The sequence below is a fragment of the Caballeronia glebae genome, assembly GCF_001545035.1.
GTDB lineage: Bacteria > Pseudomonadota > Gammaproteobacteria > Burkholderiales > Burkholderiaceae > Caballeronia > Caballeronia glebae.
Genome location: NZ_FCOJ02000001.1, coordinates 277,733 through 293,678 on the forward strand (window position 1 = coordinate 277,733; position 15,946 = coordinate 293,678).

Annotated in this window: 13 protein-coding genes; 2 read left to right on the forward strand and 11 right to left on the reverse strand. The window is 63.3% G+C overall.

Translation table 11 applies throughout. From position 1 onward, the window contains the following. The 6 genes from bcsB to AWB82_RS01320 all read right to left on the reverse strand — a co-directional run bounded on the left by bcsB (position 1) and on the right by AWB82_RS01320 (position 7,635). Positions 1 to 2,496, reverse strand: a complete 2,496-nt coding sequence (bcsB, locus tag AWB82_RS01295; protein WP_096031409.1) for a cellulose biosynthesis cyclic di-GMP-binding regulatory protein BcsB — start codon at positions 2,494 to 2,496, stop codon at positions 1 to 3. A 2-nt stretch (positions 2,497 to 2,498) separates the two neighbouring features. Further along, positions 2,499 to 4,715 (reverse strand): UDP-forming cellulose synthase catalytic subunit, encoded by a 2,217-nt coding sequence (gene bcsA / locus AWB82_RS01300; protein ID WP_086965013.1) that lies wholly within the window; start codon positions 4,713 to 4,715, stop codon positions 2,499 to 2,501. After that, on the reverse strand, positions 4,712 to 5,500 hold the full coding sequence (gene bcsQ / locus AWB82_RS01305) for a cellulose biosynthesis protein BcsQ (RefSeq protein WP_086965015.1): 789 nt from the start codon (positions 5,498 to 5,500) through the stop codon (positions 4,712 to 4,714). Before bcsQ ends, bcsA begins: the two co-directional genes overlap by 4 nt. After that, positions 5,497 to 6,282, reverse strand: coding sequence for a cellulose biosynthesis protein BcsP (gene bcsP, locus AWB82_RS01310; protein ID WP_086965017.1), 786 nt, complete (start codon positions 6,280 to 6,282; stop codon positions 5,497 to 5,499). The genes bcsQ and bcsP overlap by 4 nt, the downstream gene beginning before the upstream one ends. 121 nt (positions 6,283 to 6,403) lie before the next feature. Continuing rightward, on the reverse strand, positions 6,404 to 6,859 hold the full coding sequence (gene bcsD / locus AWB82_RS01315) for a cellulose biosynthesis protein BcsD (protein ID WP_086965019.1): 456 nt from the start codon (positions 6,857 to 6,859) through the stop codon (positions 6,404 to 6,406). Positions 6,860 to 7,437: 578 nt separating this feature from the next. Beyond that, positions 7,438 to 7,635 (reverse strand): hypothetical protein, encoded by a 198-nt coding sequence (locus AWB82_RS01320; protein WP_061159876.1) that lies wholly within the window; start codon positions 7,633 to 7,635, stop codon positions 7,438 to 7,440. A gap of 442 nt (positions 7,636 to 8,077) precedes the next feature. Here AWB82_RS01320 and AWB82_RS01325 point away from each other — a divergent pair, with 442 nt between their 5' ends. Then, entirely contained in the window at positions 8,078 to 8,692 is a 615-nt protein-coding gene (locus AWB82_RS01325) for an NAD(P)-dependent oxidoreductase (RefSeq protein ID WP_086965021.1), read from the forward strand. Between the two features lie 70 nt (positions 8,693 to 8,762). Here the strand turns inward: AWB82_RS01325 and AWB82_RS01330 are convergent, their stop codons facing one another. The 5 genes from AWB82_RS01330 to AWB82_RS01350 all read right to left on the reverse strand — a co-directional run bounded on the left by AWB82_RS01330 (position 8,763) and on the right by AWB82_RS01350 (position 13,881). Next, on the reverse strand, positions 8,763 to 9,218 hold the full coding sequence (locus AWB82_RS01330) for a DUF3331 domain-containing protein (RefSeq protein WP_235023124.1): 456 nt from the start codon (positions 9,216 to 9,218) through the stop codon (positions 8,763 to 8,765). Positions 9,219 to 9,488: 270 nt separating this feature from the next. Further along, the gene (locus AWB82_RS01335) at positions 9,489 to 10,325 is read right to left on the reverse strand and encodes an ABC transporter permease (protein ID WP_086965023.1); all 837 of its coding nucleotides are present in this window, start codon (positions 10,323 to 10,325) and stop codon (positions 9,489 to 9,491) included. A 6-nt stretch (positions 10,326 to 10,331) separates the two neighbouring features. Beyond that, positions 10,332 to 11,603: an ABC transporter permease gene (locus AWB82_RS01340; protein ID WP_200818013.1), complete on the reverse strand. Its 1,272-nt coding sequence runs from the start codon at positions 11,601 to 11,603 to the stop codon at positions 10,332 to 10,334. A 72-nt stretch (positions 11,604 to 11,675) separates the two neighbouring features. Further along, complete coding sequence (locus AWB82_RS01345; RefSeq protein WP_086965027.1) at positions 11,676 to 12,710, reverse strand: ABC transporter substrate-binding protein; 1,035 nt, start codon at positions 12,708 to 12,710, stop codon at positions 11,676 to 11,678. Between the two features lie 73 nt (positions 12,711 to 12,783). After that, positions 12,784 to 13,881, reverse strand: a complete 1,098-nt coding sequence (locus AWB82_RS01350; RefSeq protein ID WP_086965029.1) for an ABC transporter ATP-binding protein — start codon at positions 13,879 to 13,881, stop codon at positions 12,784 to 12,786. Positions 13,882 to 14,063: 182 nt separating this feature from the next. Between AWB82_RS01350 and pdxR the strand changes: the two genes are divergently transcribed. Beyond that, the gene (gene pdxR, locus AWB82_RS01355; RefSeq protein WP_086965031.1) at positions 14,064 to 15,551 is read left to right on the forward strand and encodes a MocR-like pyridoxine biosynthesis transcription factor PdxR; all 1,488 of its coding nucleotides are present in this window, start codon (positions 14,064 to 14,066) and stop codon (positions 15,549 to 15,551) included. Positions 15,552 to 15,946: the final 395 nt, after the last annotated feature.

The following is a 15,946-nucleotide window of genomic DNA, read 5'->3' on the forward strand; positions in this document are numbered from 1 at the left end:
TCAGTCCCTCAGGCGCCGCGCGGCGATCGAGCGCAGCGTACGGTAGAACAGAGCCGCGATGATGAGCGCGGCGAACAGGCCGGCGAGCACCAGCAGAAGCGGATGCGACGAGAGCGCCCAGCGCATGTAATGCATCGGCGAGAGATGGCCGACAAAATACGCCTCGCCGTTCGACGTGACCGTCACGGTGCGCCCGTGGATCACGGCCATCGCGCCCTGGATGGACGGCAGCAGATCGTTGTCGAGCAGGGCGGCGGAGAGATCGGCGTCGGACTGGCCGGCCGCGCTGATGAGCGCCACCGCGCTGCGCCCGCCCTTCAGCGGCGATTCGAAGCCGGTGAGGAGCGCATCGCCGTTCGCGCTGACGAGCGAGAGATCCGCGCGCGCGGGCGAGCGTTCCGGGCCTTGCTCGCCATGCCACCAGTCGACGAGCTTGAACGCGACGTCGGAGAGCTGGAAAGTGCGCGCGTCGCCGTCGCTGGAGAAGGGCATCTGTTTCGCCCAGCGTTGCAGTAGCGGCTGGCGGCCCGGCGAGCCGAGAATCAGCAGATCCTTGTCGGCGAAGCGGTCGACATCGTTCGCGCTCGTGACCGTCACGCCCGTGACCGGATAACCCGTCGATGCACCCATGCGGCCCATTTCGAGCAGATACAGGCTGTAGTCGGCCGAGTTCGGCTCGTTCGGCAGCACGACGGCGGTCTGCGAGAGATCGGCCATGCGCGTGAACGGGAAGCCGCCGTTGGCGAACGCGGCCAGATCGGGCAGCGCCATGTAGTGCGGGAAGCCGGAAAGATCGATGGTCGAATTCGGATCGATCGAGCCGACGACGTTGTCGAGCACGCGCCCCTGGCATTCGCCCGTCTTCGGGATGTCGTAATAGAAATGCAGGCGCAGTTGCGCGCGCGGCGTGATGAGCAGCGGCGGCAGATAGATCTCGCGGCGCGCGGCGACGGTCTTGTCCGGCAGCACGCGGCTGAAGTACTGGCCAAGATCGAAAGTCGACGTCGAGACCGCCGGAATGCGCAGCGACTGCACGAAGCCGCTATTCACGCTGATGTTGAGCGACGAGCGATCCGGCGCGGGACGCACGGTGTAGCGATAGCCGAGGTCGACCGGCACGCCCTTCGTCTGCCACATGAAGAGATCGGGCGGCACGCGCAGATTCACGCGCACGGCGTCGGCGTCGTAGCCGTTGGCGGTCAGTTCGCGCGCTTCCGCGAGTTCGCCGAAGCGCACGGGGCGGTCGGTCGGCAGCCAGTTCGGCGCATCGTACGGGCGGCGCGGCTGCAAGTCGTTGAACTGCGTGATCGTCGCGCTCGTGCCGGACAGCGTGTTCTGGCCGACGCCCAGCGCCTTCGCGGCGGTCTTCAGCTCGTTGTCGTCGCGGCCGAGCACGAGCAGCAGTCGTCCGCGCGCGTTGGCGTCGCGTTCGACCAGCGCGATCGTCGGACCGGAAACGGGCGGAATATCGACACCCGCGACTTTCGCATCGCCGACGGCGAACACGATGGCGTTGCCGGACAGCGGCACGTTGTCCGTTTGCGCCGGGAAGATCGCGCCGCGATAGCCCGCGAGCGAGCCGAAATACGACGCCACCATGCCGGCGGCTTCGAGCGTCGGGCGACTCGGCTTGCCCGCGAACACGAAGGGCAGTTCGAGGCGGCGCACGTCGCGGCGGTCGAAGAACGGCTGCGGCAACGCGGCGAGATCGGGCTTGCTCGCGATCGACGCATACGTGAGGTCGAGCGAACTCGCGTTGCTGACGGTCGCCCAGAGCGTCGAGTTCGACGGGTCCTCGCACTGCTGCGTGTAGTGGCCGATCAACTGCACGTTGAGGTGATTGAACTCGGTGATGAAGCGCGGATCGATCGCCACATCGCGCGCGACCAGCGTGCCGGCCTGTTCGCGCGGCACGGGCAGCGTCGCGGCGACTTCGCCGTTGATGAGCACTTTCAATTGCGAGATCGAAGGCAACAGCGACGGTGAATAGCTATAGATCAGATGCAGGATCGCGCCGGTCACGACTTCGTCGCCGCGCACCGAAAACGCGATGCCGTTCTGGCCGTCCGTGCCGCGCAATTGCAGCGGATCGAGCGCGCCGAAGTCGGCGAAGGTCAGCGTCTGACGGCGGCCGCCGGGCACCAGCGTGCCGGGATCGGCGGTGGTCGGAATGCGCGAGGTGAGCGGCTTCTCGGGCTTGCCGGAGAACGCGGGCACGGGCATGGCGAGCGGCGGTTGCTGGATCGCGGCCGGGTTGTACACGACGGCCGGACTCGGCGCGGGCACGGCGCCGACGCCGGTCGCCTGCTGCGCGACGCCCGCGGGCGCGCTCGCCGCTGCCGCGATGGTGGTCGCGGCGGAGGCGAGCGGCGCGGCGAACGCCGTCTGCAAGGCCATGAAAACGGCCAGCGCGCGGCCGAGCGGTCTTTCGCAAAAACGCGGCGCGCGCTTGCCGGTTTCTTTTTCAACGCGCAACTTCGACATACCGATGCCCATTTTTATTGGTCTTTGGTTTTCAGTTTCTTCACATCGACTGGGCGCTTGGTCATCCAGGTTCGAAGGTCGCTGTGCAAGTGCTCTAACAATCCCGCAATGCCGCGCGTGCCCACCAGAAGCACGTGCGACAGACCACGCAACGGCGTGTCCGGGCGACGTCCCTCCGACCATCCGGTCCAGGCGTCCGCGCGCGCGAAAGTGGTCTTCACGAAGTCGTATTCCTGCTCGCGCGTGAGCTGCGAGAAACGCAGACCGACGCGGCCCGGCTCGGTATAGCCGACCGTCGCCGGGAAGGCGTATTCCTCGTCGCCGCGAAAGAGCGAGACGCTCACGCGCTCGTGCATCGGCACTTCGATCTTGCTCGGCAGCGCGACGCCCACGCCGCCTTCCGAGTAGTCGATGGTCTCGCACGCGAGCGTGCGGCCGGTCGAGAACTTGAGCATAACGGGCATCTTCATCGTGACGCGATGCGTCGCGCGCACTTGCTTGCGCTCGCTCGCCGCCGCCACCGACGCGCCCAGAATCAGCATGTTGTAGACCGTCCAGCAGAGATTGAGGATGGTCGTGTTCACCTCGCTGCGGATATGCCAGTACATGACGATATGCACGACGCCCGCGACGAACCCGAGCAAATTCAGCAGCAGCAAAAACAGATACGGCCGCGAGATGTACCAGTCGAAATAATCCTTCGCGATTTGCCCGCCCTTGGCCGTTACGTTGAACTTGCCGAGCTTCGGGTTGATGACGGCGAGCAGCGTCGGCGCGGTGATGTACGACGCAAGCACCGACTCATACACTTCGGCCCAGAACGAATGGCGGAAGCTGCGCTGCATGCGCGAATTGGTGATGCTCGCGTGCATCATGTGCGGCAGCGCGAAGATCGCGATGGTGCTCGCCGCCGCTTCGATCACGTGCGCACCGAAGAAGAGATACGACAACGGCGCGGTGAGGAACACGAGACGCGGCACGCCGTAAAAGAAGTGCAGCATGCCGTTGAGATAACAAAGCCGCTGGCCGATCTTGAGGCCTTTGCCGGTGAGCGGATTGTCGATGCGGAAAATCTGCGTCATGCCGCGCGCCCAGCGAATGCGCTGCCCGATGTGCCCCGAGAGGCTTTCGGTCGCGAGGCCCGCGGCCTGCGGAATCGCGAGATACGCGGTCGTATAGCCGAGCCGGTGCAGCTTGAGCGCGGTATGCGCGTCTTCCGTCACGGTTTCGACCGCGATGCCGCCGATCTCTTCCACCATCGAACGGCGCAGCACCGCGCACGAGCCGCAGAAGAACGTCGCGTTCCAGAGATCGTTGCCGTCCTGCACGAGGCCGTAGAACAACTCGCCTTCGTTCGGAACCTTGCGGAACGTGCCGAGATTGCGCTCGAACGGATCGGGCGAGAAGAAGTGGTGCGGCGTCTGCAGCATCGACAGCAGCTTGTCGCGCAGGAACCAGCCGAGACAGATCTGCAGGAAAGAGCGCGTCGGGATGTGATCGCAGTCGAAGATCGCGAGGAATTCGCCCTTCGTGACCTTCAGCGCCTCGTTGATATTGCCCGCCTTCGCGTGACGATTGTGCGTGCGGATCGTCCAGTTGACGCCCACTTCCTCGCAGAATGTCTTGAACTCGGGACGGCGGCCGTCGTCGAGCACGTGGATCGCGAGTTTGTTCGAAGGATAGTCGAGCGCGAGCGCGGCGTAGATCGTCGGCTTCACGACCGAAAGCGGCTCGTTGTAGGTCGGGATGAACACGTCGACGGTCGGCCACTGGCTGCGGTCGGCGGGCAGCGGCAAGGGCTTGCGCTTGAGCGGCCACGCGGTCTGGAAGTAGCCGAGCAGGAGCACGAGCGCGGCGTAGACTTCGGCGGCGACGAGCAAGAGGCCCCACGCGGCGTCGAGCGGACGTTCCCAGTAGGTCGTTTCGGTGAGACGCCAGAACATGTAGCGGCCCGACGTGACGACCGACAGCATGATCATTACGAGCGTCGCGTACTGGCCTTGCAGACGGCGAAAGCCGAGCGCGCAGATGAAGCAGATCGTCGCGAAGGCGAGTTGCTGGCCGAACGCGAGCGGCACCGTGACGACGAAGTAGAGCGCGAACGCGGCGAACAGCGTGAGCAGGGCCACGCCGATCCGGCTGCCCCAGATTCGCGCATCGACGAAACGTTCGAGGCGCGAGGTCGCCATGCTCACTTCGGTTTCAGGCGATGGAATCTTGGCGGAACTCATGCGAGTTTCCTCGGCGAGGCGGCCATCGCATCGACGGCCGCGAGGAGCCACTCGCCGCACGCGCGCAGATCGGCGGCGGCTTGCGACAGCGGATCGTAATGAATGAGCGTCGTGTCGCACGCGAGCGATTCGGAAACGCCTTCGTCCTGGTGGATGACGCCCGGGAACAGCTTCGTGCCGAGCATGTTGCGCAGCACCTTCAGCACGTCCTTGCTCAACTGGCGCGACTGATCGACCTGATTCACGACGTAACCCTGGCCCGCGAAATCGGCGCGCGGCGCGGCGTAGGCGTCGATCATGCGCTCCATGCCGGGGATCGCGGCGTAGGACGCGGCGTCGGCCAGCACGACGTTCAGCGCGAAGTTCGCCGCCGTCAGCGCGGTGCGTGTGTAGACGGACGAGCCCGGCGGCGTGTCGACGATCACGATGTCGTTGGCGTCGAGCGCGAGCGAGCCGAGCGAATGGGCGAGCCACGACGGATCGCTGTCGACGAGCGCTTCGAAGCGGCGGCGGTCGTCCTCGATCAGCGCGCCGTAAGGCAGCACGGTCACGCCGTCGACGCCGTCGAACATCACCGTTTGCCACGGATCGCCCGCGAGCGTCGCGCGCGAGATGCCGTCGATGCTGTCGAGCGGAATGCCGAAGTGCAGACGCAGCGCGTTCTGCGGATCGAGATCGAGCACGATCACGCGGCGGTTGCGCGCGGCGAGCACCGACGCCAGATTGGCGGCGAGCGTCGTCTTGCCGACGCCGCCTTTCGCGGAAACTACCGTGATGACTTTCATGAGCGTGAGAGGCGGCTCGCGCGCGTCTGGCCGGCGCTTGCTGGCGTGTTCGTGGATTCGTCGCCCGGCGGATTTGCGTGGCGCAGGCGCTCGAACATGGCGTCGAGCGTGTTCGCGGGCGCGTTAGGTATGCTCGGCGTTTGCGGTTTGAAGAGCTTGCCGAGAATCGATTGCGGCGCGTGGGGCGCAGTCTCCGCGACGCGCGGCGAAGGGACGGCGGGCGTTACCGGCGAAACTTGCGCGGGCGCGCGGCGCGCCAAAAAGCTCGATCCGAAAGTAGTGGCCGGGCGCGAGGGTTGAGCATTGCCCGCGCTGGTGTCAATCGCGACGGGTTTGTGTTCGACGGGTGCGACCGGCGTCGCGCGCGCCTTGTCCGCGATCGCGGAATCGGCAATCGTTTCCGTTTCGTTCGACGCCGATTCGCCGAGCGCCGAAAAGCGCAGTGCGCTCAGCGACTCGGCCGCAGGCGGATTGACGGGCGGAATAGTGCGGCGATGCGGCCGCGTGAAGAGCGGCTGCCGGCCGCGATGAATCGGCGTCGGTTTGTCGGCGATCTGGGCCGACGCCGACGCTTCGGGCGAAGGCGGCCGCGCGGCGCCGAGTTGCACCTCGCGGCGCGGCGCGATCTCGGGAATCTCCGGTTGCACGAAGTCGAGCGTGGCGAGCAGCGGCCAGCGCGTGCGTGCGGTCTTGGCCTCGTTCTCCCGGCCGATTTCCTGATAGTCGCCTGCATTGCCGCCGAAATGATCGAACAGCTTCTCGATGTCGCGCGAAGTATTCATGATGCCGCTTCCTCGTCGTGCCTATTCCTGATGCCTGGCCGATGCTGTTTGTTTTGAGACGCCCGTCGGGGCGGTCGATGCCGCCGCGTCGAGGCGGCGGTCGGAATGCGCCGAAGGCGCTTCAGGCCGTGACGCGCGCGAGCCTGAATTCGACGGCCGCGTCGTCGCCGAAATCGCTCGCCTGTTGAATCGCGAGTCCTTGCGCGCCGAGCGCGGCGAGCCAGTGCTGATACGCGCCTTCGAGAAACGCGGGCGTCCATGCGAGCGCGCTTTCGCCGAAGGCGGGCAACGGCGCGCAGTAATGCACGATGCTCAGATAGTCGCGCTCGTCGGAGAGCTCGACGAAGCCCCAGTCGGCGTCGCGCCACAACGCGTTCAGCGCGTCGGCGAGCGCCGAGGTCGAATCGCAGGGTGGAAGCGGCCGGGCCTCGGCGAAACGGCTGCCCACGTTATGCATCAGCTGACGCAGTTCGTTGCGCCCGATCTGCGCTTCGAACTCCTCCGCGAGCGCTGCCAGAAGGCCGCGCCATTGTCTGGAAATCTGACTGTCCAACAGATAATCGAAAATAGCGGCCATGTTTTGTTCGGCAGGGCGTAAGCCACAGCGCGTGGGTAGTCGGTCTTACAGTCTTGTTTACATTCTTGCCGGAAAATTCTTGGTCCGTGACCATCGATCCGGACGCTTGTCCAGGCGCTATTACACGTCTGAACTTACTTCAATGCGTTTTTTTTCGCCAGTGGAAAGACTAGCAAGGATTTCTTTGTCGGATCAGGCGAATAAGACGCGCGGGACGACTCAATTCGGGCGTTCGGCGTTCGCAAGGATGGACGAATTCTAGACAGAAGCGCGGACGATTCAAACTTCGAGTTCAACCGCCCGCAATGGCGGCGGCAGTGTACCACTTCGTTAATGCAGAAGATTCGAGCGTTGGCTCTGATTCACACCGATTGACTTTTGGCGGAATGGCGTATTAGTCAGCCAAACTAACTTATTGTCTCGTCTGAATAAAGCGGACCGAAGGCAGCCTCAAGCGCGACTTCGCATGTACCTTTCAAAATTACCAGTCGACAGGCAATGAAAACGTCACTTCGATGGCCCGATAGGGGCGAAAAAAAACGCCCCGAGTGGGGCGTTTTGCATGACGTCTTGAACGATCAGGGATTCGCGCGCACGGCGTCCCTGACTGCGTCCATCACAATGCCGTAATTGAGCGGGATGTCCAACGAATCGGAGTAGCCGGGTTCATCGGCGGACTCCTTGGGGACAGCGCGAACCGGAATCGGTTCGTAGGCGGTTTCGCCTGCCGGATTGTCGCGTCCTTCGATGGCACCCTGCAATTGCGGATTCTTCACGATTAACTCCTTCCGGTAATGGAGCGGCGAGGAACTGCAATATAAACCAATGTCATGACATTTTGGCGACTTCGATTTGGAAACTCTCTCCGAAACTGTCACGCGCGGCGCGCCGGTAATCGCCGCTGTCGCGCAAGTCGAAAGAGTGCGGGGCCTCTAGTTTAATGGTGGCGCGCACTTCCGGAAGCGCTGTTTCATTATGACGATCGCGTATCGTTATTGCTCCGGCACCGTGAAACCGGCCCGGAAATTGCATAACCCTGTGTTTGCCATGTAAGCTTTTAATCGTGACCGCGCGCCAATCGATTCTCCGTTTCCGTCTCGTTGGGAAACAAACTCTATCGAGAGTGGCGGCTGTGCCGCGGTTTATTTCCGTCTATGATCGATCGGACGGTCGGACGAAGCCGGTGCGAACGGCGTATAGGTAAAGGAGAGAGTGGCAATGAGCAGAATCGCGATTATCGGGGCGACCGGCAATGTTGGCAGCCGTTTGCTCGAAGAATCGTTGCGGCGCGGACACACGGTCACGGCGATCGCGCGCGATACCTCCGCGCTCGGGCAGCGCGAAGGCCTCAGTACCCAGAACGCCGACGTACTCGATGCCAGCGCGCTCGCAAGCGCGCTCGCCGGACACGACGCCGTGTTCAGCGCGACGCGCTTCGCCACGGTGTCCGAAAGCGCGATCGTCGAGCCGGTGAAGCGCGCTGGCGTGCGGCGTCTGCTGGTGGTCGGCGGTGCGGGCAGTTTGTACGCGGCTCCCGGCCAGCGCGTGCTCGACGCGCCCGATTTTCCCGCTGCATACAAGCCGGAAGCCACGGCGGGCGCGGCGTTTCTCGATGCCTTGCGCCGCGAACGCGACCTGGACTGGACGTTCGTGTCGCCGTCGGCGGAATTCGTGCCGGGCCCGCGCACGCGAAAATTCCGCATCGGCGTGGACGAATTGCTCGTCGACGGCGGCGGCCGAAGCTGGATCTCGTTCGACGACTACGCGATCGCGTTCCTCGATGAATTCGAACGCGACGCCCATATCAAACAGCGCATCACCATCGGCTACTGAACGCGAGCGGCGGCGGCACGGGCGTCGAATGCCGATGCCCGTGCCGCCGCCGTCCGCTTCTGCCGACGCCTTAGCCGTGCAAATCGACTTCCAATTGCTCGGCGTCTTTGGGCATCGCTTCGGCGAGGATCATCGCGGCCGCGTTTTGCGGTTTCGGATCGCGCTGCGACGGCCGATAGACCTGATCGCCGCGATGAATCGGCATGCCCGATAGCGAGCAGACGCCCGCGGCCGTCGCCGTGGTCGCGCGCCAGCCCTGATAGCCGTAGTGACACGTACCCGGATCGGACCAGTACACGAGCGCCGTCGCGCTGCTCGGACGCTCGATCACGCGCACGATGGCTTGCGGAAACGGCAGCCGCTCACTCGAATGCCGCGGGTGCGCGCGGTTCCAGTCGCGCGTCAGGCGATCGAGAAACGCGTTTTCGGCGCGAGCGGATTTCTGGGAAGGTGCAGTGCGGGCGATGTCCGTGGGCATCGCTTCGAGCAGGTGAACCGTCTGTGACCACGGGTCCGCTCTTTTCATACAAGCTGTCATGGCATTGTTCCAGGCTTTGACTCGACCTAGAACGTACGTCATTAAGCATATAGCGATAAATACCGCATCAGTGAATACACTATCCCGTTGTTGCGAATAATCGGCGATGGCAGGCGTGGCGCTTCGCCGCGCCTTGGTGGACGGGCGTTCAAGCGATTCGTAAGCTTTTCGCGCAGCGGTGCGAATTGAGCTTTTGGCTGCAATCACCCCGCTTCGGAAGGGTTTTGTTCGGGATTTTGCGCGATTTGTCAGGCCAATCTACGCGACCGCACGCGCCGCCGCGCGACCCCGCAACCATTCCAGCGCCAGCAGCAGACTCGTCGAGAACACGATGAGAATCGTCGCGAGCGCCGCGATCGTCGGGCTGATGTTTTCGCGGATGCCGGTAAACATTTGTCGCGGCAGCGTCGTTTGATCGGCGCCGGCGAGAAAAAGCGTGACCACGACTTCGTCGAAGGAAGTGGCGAACGCGAAGAGCGCGCCCGAAATCACGCCCGGCGCAATGACCGGCAGCGTCACGCGGAAGAACGTCTTGAGCGGGCTCGCGCCGAGCGACTGACTCGCGCGCACGAGGTTCGTGTTGAAGTTCTGCAGCGTCGCGCCGACGGTCGTCACGACGAAGGGCACGCCGAGCGCCGCGTGCGCCAGGATCAGCCCGAAGTAAGTATTGGCGATGCCGAGCGGCGCGAAGAACAGATACATGCCGACCCCGACGACGATCACCGGCACGATCATCGGCGAGATGAGCACGGCCATCAGCAGGCTCTTGCCCATGAAGTTCGCCTTCGTCAGTCCGACCGCGGCGAGCGTGCCGAGAATCGTCGCGACGAGCGTCGCGGAAGGCGCGACGATGAAGCTGTTCTTGGCAGCCATGCGCCACTCGTCGGACATGACGAGGTTGTGATACCAGCGCATCGACCAGCCCGGAATCGGATAGACGAGGAACGTGCTCGACGAGAACGAGAGCGGCACGATCGCGAGCACGGGCAGGATCAGATACAGCAGCGTCAGCACGCAAATGATGCGCAGCGCGAAGTACCAGATGCGCTCGATGGCGGACGTATGCGGCGCGAACATCGGTTTGGCGAGTTTCATCTTTCTTTACCCCAGGCTCACGTTCGAGCGCGTGAAGCGGCCGTAGACCACGTAGAGCAGCAGCGTCGCGGCGAGCAGCAGCGCGCCGAGCGCGCACGCCATGCCCCAGTTGATCGTCACGTTGGTGAAGTAGGCGATGTAATAGCTGACCATCTGATCGTTCGGCCCGCCGAGCAGCGCGGGCGTGATGTAGTAGCCGATGGCCAGAATGAACACGAGCAGCACGCCCGCGCCGATGCCCGGATACGTCTGCGGCACGTACACGCGCCAGAACGCGGCGAACGGATGGCTGCCGAGCGACACGGCGGCGCGCTGATAAGTAGGCGGCACCGACTTCATCACGCTGTAGAGCGGCAGGATCATGAAGGGCAGCAGGATGTGCGTCATCGAGATGTACACGCCCACGCGATTGAACAGCAGCGCGAGCGGCGAGCCGATCAGTCCCGCGCCGATCAGCGCCGTGTTCACGAGCCCCTCGCTTTGCAGAAGCACGATCCACGCGGCGACGCGCACCAGCACGGAGGTCCAGAACGGAATCAGCACGAGAACCATCACAAGGTTCGCGCGGCGTTCGGGCAGCGTCGAGATCCAGTAGGCGAGCGGATACCCGAGGAGCAATGCGAACAGCGTCACCCCGACGCCGATCACGAACGTTCGGCCGAAGACGTTGAGGTAGATCGACTGATCGGGGTCCGCATGGACGATATTGCCGAAGCCGTCCTGCTTGTGATCCAGCGACGCGAGGAAATAGAACGGCGAATAACGGCCCGCGTTCTTCGCGATTGCCTGCCAGTAAGCGGGATCGTTCCAGCGTTCATCGATTTCGATGATTTTCGACTTGATCTGCGCGGCGGGCAGCGGCTTGCCGTCGTCGGCGGTGAGCGACATCGCGCGCGCGGTCTTCGCGACGAGCGAGCGGTAGCCCGGAATCTCGGTGTTCAGCCGGCGGGCGAGGGCGCCCATCGATTCGCCGTCGGATATCGCGGTGAGGTCTTGCGCGAGCGCGGCATACGCTTCATCCGATGGCGGCGTCTTGCGGTCCCATTTCGCGAGCGCGGCGCCGGTGTGCGGCAACGCGTTCGCCACTTCGGGATTCTGGACGGCGCGCGTGAGCAGCGCACCGATCGGCACGACAAAAATCAGGAACAGGAAAATGGCGAGCGGCGCGATCAGCGCGAGCGCCATGGCGCGCTTTTTCGCATCGGCGATCTTCAGTTCGCGCTTCAGACGCGCGCTCGATTCGCCCGACTCTTCCGCGGGGATCGTCATGGTGTTCACGCTTGTATCTCCTTCTTGACGGTCGCGCCTCTCGACGAAGCGCAACCGTCGTGCTGCCTGGCCTGGTCAGACTTACTTCGACGCCCACGCGGTGAACCGCTGCTCAAGCTCGTCGCCGTGATCGGTCCAGAACGCCATGTCCTGCAGCACCGCGTTCTTCGCGTTGTCCGGCGAATTCGGCATGTCGGCCTTGATCTTTGCGTCGAGCGCGGAGATCGCGGCCTTGTTCACCGGGCCATACGCGATGTTCTTCGCATAGACTTCCTGCGGTTTCTGCGACACCGAATACGCGATGAACTGCTGCGCGACGTCCTTGTTCGGCGAACCCTTCGGAATCGCCCAGTAGTCGAGGTCGTAGATGCTGCCGTTCCACACGACCTTCAGGTTCTTGCCTTCCTTGCGCGCCGCGTCGATGCGGCCGTTATACGCGGTGGACATCACGACATCGCCCGCGACGAGGAACTGGGGCGGCTGCGCTCCCGCTTCCCACCATTGAATCGACGGCTTCAGTTCGTCGAGCTTCTTGAACGCGCGGTCCGCGCCCGCTTTCGTGCCGAGCACCTTGTAGACGTCCTTCGGCGCGACGCCGTCGGCCATAAGCGCGAATTCGAGGTTGTAACGCGCGCCTTTGCGCATGCCTCGCTTGCCGGGGAATTTCTTCGTGTCCCAGAAATCTGCCCAGCCTGCCGGCGCGGACTTCAGCTTGTCGCCGTTGTAGGCGAGCGCGGTCGACCACACGAAGAAGCCGGCGCCGCAGGTTTGCGGCGATTCGGGCACGAGATCGGACTTCTTCGCGATCTTCGACCAGTCGAGCTTTTCATAGAGACCTTCGTCGCAGCCGCGGCCAAGATCGCCGGATTCGACTTCGACCACGTCCCAGTTCACGTGCTTCGCTTCGACCATCGCCTTGACCTTGGCCTGCTCGCCGTTGTACTCGACGGCCGTGACCTTGTTCTTGGACGTCTGCTCGAACGGCTGGTTGAACGCGACTTTCTGCGCGTCGCCGTTCGCGCCGCCGAAGTTGACGACGGTGATCTCCGCCGCGCCCGACACCGCCGACGCGCACGCGAGCGCAGCCGCGATGGAACACAGTGCGAACTTCTTCATGATGGTTTCCTCTCTTCTTCGACTTGGTTTTGTCAGTGGACTTACGGATGGAAGCGCAACGCCTGGCCGTTGTTCAGGCGAACACGCGCAGATGCTCGGGCGCGAATTCGAGCGCGATTGGCGCGCCGGGCGTGAAGCCGTCGAGCGCCGCGGTGCCGAGCGGCACCTTGACGAAGCATTCGTCCTGCTCGCGCACACCGCAGCGCATGCGCACGTGATCGCCGAAATAGATGAGGCTCTTCGCTTCGCCGGAAAGCGCGTTGATGTTGCCGTTCGCGTGGCCATTGCCTTGCGTGAGCTTCATGCGTTCCGGCCGGATGCACGCGATGGCCTCTGCACCCGGCTTCGCGTTCGCGACATTGAGCCCCGAGACGCGCGTGCCATCGGCGAGGCGGATCTCGCAGAAATCGCCCTGAATCTGTTCGACGGTGCCGCGCAGCCGGTTGCTGTCGCCGATGAAGTTCGCGACGAACTCGTTGCACGGCGCTTCATACAGATGATCGACGGTGTCGAGTTGCTGCACGATGCCCTTGTCGAACACGGCGACGCGGTCGGACATCGTGAGCGCTTCGCCCTGATCGTGCGTGACGTAGACGAAAGTGACGCCGAGCTTCTCGTGCAGCGCCTTGAGTTCGATCTGCATGTGCTCGCGCAACTGCTTGTCGAGCGCGCCGAGCGGCTCGTCCATCAGCACGAGCTTGGGCTCGAACACGAGCGCGCGAGCGAGCGCGATGCGCTGCTGCTGGCCGCCGGAAAGCTGTGCCGGATAACGCTTCGCGAAGCTTTCCATACGCACCATCTTGAGCGCGTTGTTCACGCGATGCGCGCGCTCTTCGGCGGACATCTTCCGCACCGTCAGCGGATATTCGACGTTCTGCTGCACCGACAGATGCGGAAAGAGCGCGTAGTTCTGAAACACCATGCCGATGTCGCGCTTGTGCGGCGGCACCTTGTTGAGCAGCTTGCCGTCGAGCCAGATTTCGCCGCCGGTCGGGAACTCGAAGCCGGCGAGCATCATGAGGCAGGTCGTCTTGCCTGAACCCGACGGCCCGAGCAACGTGAGGAACTCGCCCTGATAGATATCGAGATCGAGCGATTTGACGACGAGCGTTTCACCGTCGTACGTCTTTCGAACGCCGCGAAAGCTGACGATCACCTGATCGGATTTCATCTTCCGTGTCTCCTTCGGAAAACTCTGAAACTGCCGAACGTCTCTCCGACGCCCGGAAATTATTTCCACTACTTGCGATAACTATAGCCCGCCACGGTTCTACAATGTGGAGCCATTTCAATATTCAAAATAGAACCACTTGAGCACGTTTGGAAGAGTGGTTCCATGCGTTGGGGAACTCCGTGGACACCATCATCCTCGCCGACTGGCTGAGCGCCCGCCTCGACCGCACGGCCGCCGAGCCGATGTACCGGCAAGTGCTCGAACTGATGCAGCAGGCGATCCTCACGGGCCAGCTTGCGCCGGGCACCAAACTGCCGAGCTCGCGCACGCTCGCGATCGATCTGGGCATCGCGCGCAACACGGTGCTGCATGTCTACGATCAGCTCACGGCGGAAGGCTATGTGAACTCGACGACCGGCAGCGGCACGTATGTGGCCGACACCGCGCCGCGCGATGGCGCCGCGAAAAAGGCGAAGGCCGGGGAAACGAAGGCGCCGTGCACGATCTCGCGTCGCGGTGCTCGGCTGATCGCCCAGGCGGGCGTGTCGCCGAAACAGTGGGGCGCGTTCATGCCCGGCGTGCCGGATGTCGCCGAGTTTCCGGCGCGCACCTGGAGCCGTTTGCAGGCGCGTCTCTGGAAGCGCGCGAGCCCCGATCTGCTGACCTATGCACCGGGCGGCGGCTATCGTCCGCTGCGGCGCGCGCTGTCGGATTATTTGCGCGTCGCGCGCTCGGTGAAATGTCAGCCTGACCAGATCATCATCACGACGGGCATTCATCAATCGATCGATCTCGCCGTGCGCCTGCTCGCCGATTTCGGCGACCGCGCGTGGGTCGAGGATCCGTGCTACTGGGGCGCGCGCAGCGTGCTGCAATCGTCGGGACTGACGCTCGTGCCGATTCCCGTCGACGAGGAAGGACTCAATCCGGCTGCGCGCGACATGATCGAGCCGCCGCGCATCGCGCTCGTGACGCCGTCGCATCAATATCCGCTCGGCATGGTGATGAGCCTCGCGCGGCGCCGCGCGTTGCTCGAATTCGCGCGCCAGCACAAGGTGTGGATCATCGAGGACGACTACGACAGCGAGTTCCGCTACGGCAGCCGGCCGTTGTCGTCGCTGCAAGGGCTCGACGACGCGGGGCAGGTGATCTACGTCGGCAGTCTCGGCAAGATGCTTTATCCCGGATTGCGAATGGGCTACATGGTCGTGCCGGAGGAGCTCGTCGACACGTTTCGCATCGGCGTGGCCGAGTTGTATCGCGAAGGGCAACTGATGCAGCAGGCGGTGCTGACCGAGTTCATTCTCGACGGGCATCTCACGTCGCACGTGCGTCGCATGCGGGGGCTGTACGGCGAGCGTCGCGAATTGCTGATCAACGCGATCCGCGCGCGCTTCGGCGATACGCTCGCCGTGCGCGGCGATGAAGCCGGCCTGCACTTCGTGCTCGAACTGCCGCAGTTCGTCGACGATCGCGCGGTCGCCGCCGATGCGCTGGCCGCCGGCGTCGTGACGCGGCCGCTGGTCAATTACTTCATGAATCGCGATGAGGCGTTGCGAGGGTTGATGCTCGGTTACGCGTGCGTGCCGAACGATCAGATCGCGCCTCACTTCGCCACGCTCGCGGACGTCATGGAACAAACGATACCTTTAGTCGTGAGCGCATAAGCGGGACCGAATGATTAATTCGCCCTTTCGCGGACCGGGTAGTAACGGCGGGAAAAATCTTCTCACTCAATTAAATGACAACTAGCAGCAAAAAACTCATAAACGCTGCTTAAGGCATTGAATATTTGAATAATTAAGAAGGGGTGGAATATCGGAATAATCTCATTTGTCTTTCTTGCGACGGAAATATAAAATTCGGCCACCTGGAAGCAATGGGTACTCTTTTTATCGAAGCCATGAAAAGAGTGATCGTTTGCCGTGCTCTAATGCGATAGTATTCGGGTGCCAAGACGATATGCGGGGCGTAAGCATTCTGGTCGATGCTGCGCGCTTTGAAAACTAATTACGAGGAAAATAAAAATGCAGAAGATTCAACGTGAAGCGCTGACGCAAAC